Annotated in this window: 4 protein-coding genes; 3 read left to right on the top strand and 1 reads right to left on the bottom strand. The window is 65.9% G+C overall.

The window, feature by feature from the left end; genetic code table 11:
• Window positions 1-75 precede the first annotated feature (75 nt).
• Window positions 76-1794: a gamma-glutamyltransferase gene (ggt, locus tag N7367_RS19165; protein WP_053520297.1), complete on the bottom strand. Its 1719-nt coding sequence runs from the start codon at window positions 1792-1794 to the stop codon at window positions 76-78.
• A 696-nt stretch (window positions 1795-2490) separates the two neighbouring features.
• Between ggt and ilvC the strand changes: the two genes are divergently transcribed.
• Genes ilvC through N7367_RS19150 form a run of 3 tightly spaced genes read left to right on the top strand, consistent with a single transcriptional unit; the run spans window position 2491 to window position 5486 of the window.
• On the top strand, window positions 2491-3465 hold the full coding sequence (gene ilvC / locus N7367_RS19160; protein ID WP_053520296.1) for a ketol-acid reductoisomerase: 975 nt from the start codon (window positions 2491-2493) through the stop codon (window positions 3463-3465).
• A 37-nt stretch (window positions 3466-3502) separates the two neighbouring features.
• Window positions 3503-5239, top strand: a complete 1737-nt coding sequence (gene ilvG / locus N7367_RS19155) for an acetolactate synthase 2 catalytic subunit (RefSeq protein WP_065181710.1) — start codon at window positions 3503-3505, stop codon at window positions 5237-5239.
• Window positions 5223-5486, top strand: a complete 264-nt coding sequence (locus tag N7367_RS19150) for an ACT domain-containing protein (protein ID WP_053520294.1) — start codon at window positions 5223-5225, stop codon at window positions 5484-5486. Before ilvG ends, N7367_RS19150 begins: the two co-directional genes overlap by 17 nt.
• Window positions 5487-5625: the final 139 nt, after the last annotated feature.

Below are 5625 nucleotides of genomic sequence, written 5' to 3'. Positions count from 1 at the left end.
CCATCCGCACGTCCCAATCCATGATCGGCTCTGGCGATCAGCCGCGAGCGGGCTCAGCCCGGTGGCCGGGAGACCTCAATACCCCGCCGCCTGCCCATCCTTCCGACTCTCCGACGCGCCGTAGTACACGCCCGTGTCCGGATCCCGCATGATCGCCTGATACCCGCCGTACGGACCGTCGGCGAACACGATGCGATGCCCCTTGCGCATCAGCGCACGCACCGTTTCGTACGGGAAGCCCGTCTCCAGGTTCACCTCCCCCCCATCGGTCATCGCCGTGGCCTGTCCGGTCGGCTCCGTGGAACCTTCATGCTGGATGCGCGGTGCATCTCCGGCCTCCTGCAGGTTCATGCCGAAGTCCACCAGGTTCATCACGATCTGCGCGTGGCCCTGCGGCTGCATCGCACCGCCCATCACGCCGAAACTGGCATAGGGCTTTCCATCCTTGGTGATGAACGCCGGAATGATGGTCTGGAACGGACGCTTGCCCGGTGCGTAGCCGTTCGGATGGTTCTTCTGCAGCACGAACATCTCGCCGCGGTCCTGCAGGATGAAGCCGAGCCCCGGTGGCGCCATGCCGCTGCCCATCCCGCGGTAGTTCGACTGGATCAGCGACACCATCATGCCGTCAGCATCGGCCACGGTCATGTAGATCGTATCGCCCTCCTCCAGCTGCTTCGGCGTGCCCGGCTGCACTTCCTTCAACGCCTTGTCCATGGAAATCAGTGCACGCCGCTGCGCGGCATACTCCTTGGAAATCAGCTTCTGGACCGGTGCGGGCTGGAAGGCCATGTCGGCGTAGAAGCGCGCACGATCGGCGAAGGCCAGCTTCTTGGCCTCCACGAACAGATGCACGTGCTCGGGAGAGCCGAATGGAATCTTCGAGAAGTCGTAGCCTTCAAGTACGTTGAGAATCTGCAGCGCGGCGATGCCCTGGCTGTTCGGCGGCAACTCCCATACGTCGTAACCGCGATAGTTGCTGCTGACCGGCTCGACCCACTCGCCGTGGTGGTCGGCCATGTCCTGGTAGCTCAGGTAGCCACCATTGGCCTTGAAGTAATCGCCGATGGTGTGGGCGATCTCGCCCTTGTAGAAGGCATCCCGGCCGCCGTCGGCCACCTTCTGCAACGTATCGGCCAGGTTCGGGTTCTTCCACATCTCGCCCTTGCGCGGGGCATGCCCGTTGACCGTGAACTGTTCCTTGAAGCCGGGATACTGCGACAGCCGTGGCACGGAACGATCCCAGTAATAGGCGATCACCTCGGCCACCGGGTGGCCTTCGCGCGCGTAGCGGATGGCGGGCGCAAGATTGTCGGCCATGGGCTTGCGGCCAAAGCGGCCATGCAGGGCGAACCAGCCGTCGACGGCACCCGGCACGGAGACCGGCAACGGCCCGGTCGCCGGGATCTCCTTCAGGCCGCGGCGCTGGAACTCGGCCAGGGTCAGCGACTTCGGCGAGCGGCCGGACCCGTTGTAGCCGTACAGCTTCTGTGTCTTCGGGTCCCAGACGATGGCGAACAGATCGCCACCGATGCCATTGCCGGTCGGCTCCATCAGGCCCAGCGCGGCATTGGCGGCGATGGCGGCATCGACCGCCGAGCCGCCGGACTTCATCACGTCCAGTGCGATCTGGGTGGCCAGTGGCTGCGAAGTGGCCGCCATGGCGTGAGGCGCGATGACTTCCGAGCGGGTGGCGAAGGTGTGGCCGGTGATGCGGTCGGCAGCGAGGGAAAGCGCGGGCATGGCCGCCAGGACGGCGGCAGCCAGCAGGGAACGGGCAAGGCGTCGGGACACAGTCGGGTTCCGATGGAAGGGTGGTAGCACCGATCATCGCCGCTACGGCCTTCACGCGGTATCGGGCAGAGGTCATGGGGCAAGGCGGCCGCGGCGACCGCTGCCGGCACCGGGCCATGCCCGGCGGGCGGAACCCCTAAAATCCGCGCAAAAACCTTGGTGAAAGGAGTGAATTCGGGTTCACCGAAACACTTTCAGTGGCAACCATCCTTGCGCCACAAGCGATTCCGCTGGACGCAGCGGAAAGTGCCTGGAATCACCCCGACAAGGGTTGACATCGTCAAAACAGCTGTGTTTCTCTCGATCACATGCTGCAACACAACACACCACCGCGAACCCACATCGAAGCCGCCGACATCGGCGCCGCGTCGCTGCGTTCGATTCTTGTGCTCGTACTTATTACCCAACCAACAGGTGCGGGACGAGCCAGCGTGTAAGCAGAGAGAACACACCGGAACTCGATCAAAAACCCGCACCCGCCCAGGTGCGGGTTTTTTCATTTCAAGACCTGGTTTCAGACGCAACCACCATGACCACCGCCTTCTGCAAAACCCGGACCTGCTGCACCACGATGCCTCGTGGCGGCCGTTCCTGTGCGATGCGCGGCCCCTCCTCCACCGCTTTCCCCTGACCGGCCGGTACGTCGCTTCGACGACCGGCCGTTCTTTTTTCTTCCCACCGCAAGGAACCTCCCCCATGAGCACCAACGACCTGCCCCAGACCAAGATCGCCGTCATCGGCTACGGCAGCCAGGGCCGCGCCCACGCACTGAACCTGCGCGAATCCGGCTTCGATGTGGTGGTAGGCCTGCGGCCGGGCGGCCCGACCGAAGCCAAGGCCCAGGCCGATGGCTTCACCGTCGTGGCTCCCGCCGATGCGGTGAAGGATGCCGACCTGGTTGCCGTGCTGACTCCGGACATGGTGCAGAAGAAGCTCTACAACGACGTGCTGGCGCCCAACATGAAGCAGGGCGCGTGCCTGCTGTTCGCCCACGGCCTCAATGTCCACTACGGCATGATCGAGCCACGCGCCGACCTGGACGTGGTGCTGGTCGCACCGAAGGGCCCGGGCGCGCTGGTGCGTCGCGAGTACGAGATCGGCCGTGGCGTTCCCTGCATCTGGGCGGTCTACCAGGACACCAGCGGCCAGGCCGCGCAGCATGCGCAGGCCTATGCGACCGGTCTGGGTGGCGCCCGCGCCAATCTGATCCAGACCACCTTCAAGGAAGAAACCGAGACCGACCTGTTCGGTGAGCAGGCGGTGCTGTGCGGTGGCGCCTCGGCGCTGGTGCAGGCCGGTTTCGAGACCCTGGTGGAAGCCGGCTACCAGCCCGAGATCGCCTATTACGAAGTGCTGCACGAACTGAAGCTGATCGTGGACCTGTTCTACGAAGGCGGCATCTCGCGCATGCTGGAATTCATCTCCGAAACCGCGCAGTACGGCGACTACGTCAGCGGCCCGCGGGTGATCGATGCCGGCACCAAGGAGCGCATGAAGGAAGTACTGAAGGACATCCAGGACGGCACCTTCACCAAGAACTGGGTGGCCGAGTACGAAGCGGGCCTGCCGAACTACAACCGGTTCAAGCAGGCCGACCTGGAGCATCCGATCGAGAAGGTAGGCAAGGAACTGCGCGCCAAGATGGTCTGGTTGCAAGGACAGGCCGCGTAACCACGCGGCCCTCCCCCACCCGCTTGCAAGGTCCCCCATGAACTCTTCCACACACCGCAGCGCGCCACCCAACGGGGCGCGCTGGCTGACCCAGGCACTGGAGGCCGAAGGCGTCCGCACGCTGTTCGGCTATCCCGGCGGCACCATCATGCCGTTCTACGACGCGCTGGTGGATTCGTCGTTGAAGCACATCCTGGTGCGGCACGAGCAGGGCGCGGCGCTGGCCGCCAACGGTTTCGCACGCGCCAGCGGCCAGGTGGGCGTCTGCGTGGCCACCTCCGGCCCCGGCGCATCGAACCTGGTCACCGGTATCGCCGATGCGATGCTGGACTCGGTGCCGATGGTCTGCATCACCGGCCAGGTCGGCACGCCCCTGCTGGGTACCGACGCCTTCCAGGAGCTGGATGTGTTCGGCCTGACCATGCCGATCGTCAAGCACAGCTGGCTGGTACGCAGCGTCGATGACCTGCCCCGCGTGGTCGCCGATGCCTTCCGCATTGCCCGCGAAGGACGTCCCGGCCCGGTGCTGATCGACCTGCCCAAGGACGTGCAGGTGGCCGATGCCAGTCACCTGCCGGTGCATGTGCCGAGCAGCGTCGAACCACCGCCGGCAGCCACCGGCGACGCCATTGCCGCCGCCATCGCAGCGCTGGCGGCGGCGGAGAAGCCGGTGGTGTATGCCGGCGGTGGCATCGCACTGGGCGATGCAGTGCAGGACCTGCGCGATTTCGTCGAGGCCAGTGGCATTCCCACGGTGATGACCCTGCGTGGACTGGGTGCTCTGCCGGCACACCATCCGCAGTCGCTGGGCATGCTGGGCATGCACGGCACCCGCGCTGCCAACATGGCGGTTCAGGAAAGCGATCTGCTGCTTGTGCTGGGCGCACGGTTCGATGATCGCGCCACCGGCAAGCTGGCGGAGTTCGCTCCGTTCGCGCGCGTGGTCCATATCGATGCCGATGCGTACGAGATCTCCAAGCTGCGCAGCGCCGACGTCGCCGTGCCCGGCAATGTCGGCCACGCCATCCGTGCCCTGCATGCGGCCTTCCCCTCCCCCAGGGCCCATCAGGACGCATGGCGCAGCCGCTGTGCGCAGCATCGCGACCGCTTCGCCGCCCGCTACGACGCGCCAGGGCAGCACATCTACGCACCGGCGCTGCTGAAGCGCCTGAGCGAACTGGCACCCGCCGACACGGTGATTGCCTGCGACGTCGGCCAGCACCAGATGTGGGTGGCCCAGCATTGTCGTTTCAATCATCCGCGCAACCATCTGACCAGCGGCGCGCTGGGCACGATGGGCTTCGGCCTGCCGGCGGCGATGGGCGCGCAGTTTGCCTGCCCGGAGCGCACCGTGGTGCTGGTGTCCGGCGATGGCAGCTTCATGATGAACGTGCAGGAGCTGGCGACCATCGCCCGGTGCCGGTTGCCGGTGAAGATCGTGCTGCTGGACAACAGCTCGCTGGGCATGGTCCGGCAGTGGCAGGAGCTGTTCTTCGCCGAGCGCTACAGCGAGATCGATCTGTCCGACAACCCGGATTTCGTCGCCCTGGCCCAGGTGTTCGGCATCGCCGCCAGCCGCATCGATTCGCGCGATGACGTCGAAGGTGGCCTGGCCGCGCTGCTGGCCGAGCCGGGCCCGGCGCTGCTGCACGTGGCCATCGACGCCCGCGCCAACGTGTGGCCGCTGGTGCCGCCGAACACCGCCAACAGCACCATGCTGGAAAGCAATCCAGCCCATGCCCGCCAGGAGACTCCCAATGCAATACCGGCTTGACCTGGTGCTGCAGCCGGCCGAAGGCGCGCTGCTGCGCGTGATCGGCATGGCCGAGCGCCGTGGCTTCGCGCCGCGTTCGATCAGCGGTGCTCCGGACGCCGCCGATGACGGACGCTGGCACCTGCAGCTGGTCGTGGACGGCCAGCGACCGGCGGAGACGCTGTGCCGGCAGATCGAAAAGATCTACGACTGCGTATCGGTGGAGCTGACGCCGGTAGACAGCAGCATCGAAGGAGTATCGCAATGAACACCCGTACCGTTGTGACCACGGTGCCGGTACGGAGGCGTCTTCTTCGCCGCCCGTACCCGCATGCGGTGGTCGCGCACACCGCGCCGGTGGCCCATGCCGGCCGCTGATACCAGCAAGGAAAGTGATGTCGGCGACG

The organism is Stenotrophomonas sp. GD04145 (genome assembly GCF_029835135.1).
GTDB lineage: Bacteria > Pseudomonadota > Gammaproteobacteria > Xanthomonadales > Xanthomonadaceae > Stenotrophomonas > Stenotrophomonas maltophilia_P.
The sequence above is the reverse complement of the archived record's forward strand: the minus strand, read 5'-3'. Positions and strand labels throughout refer to the sequence as shown.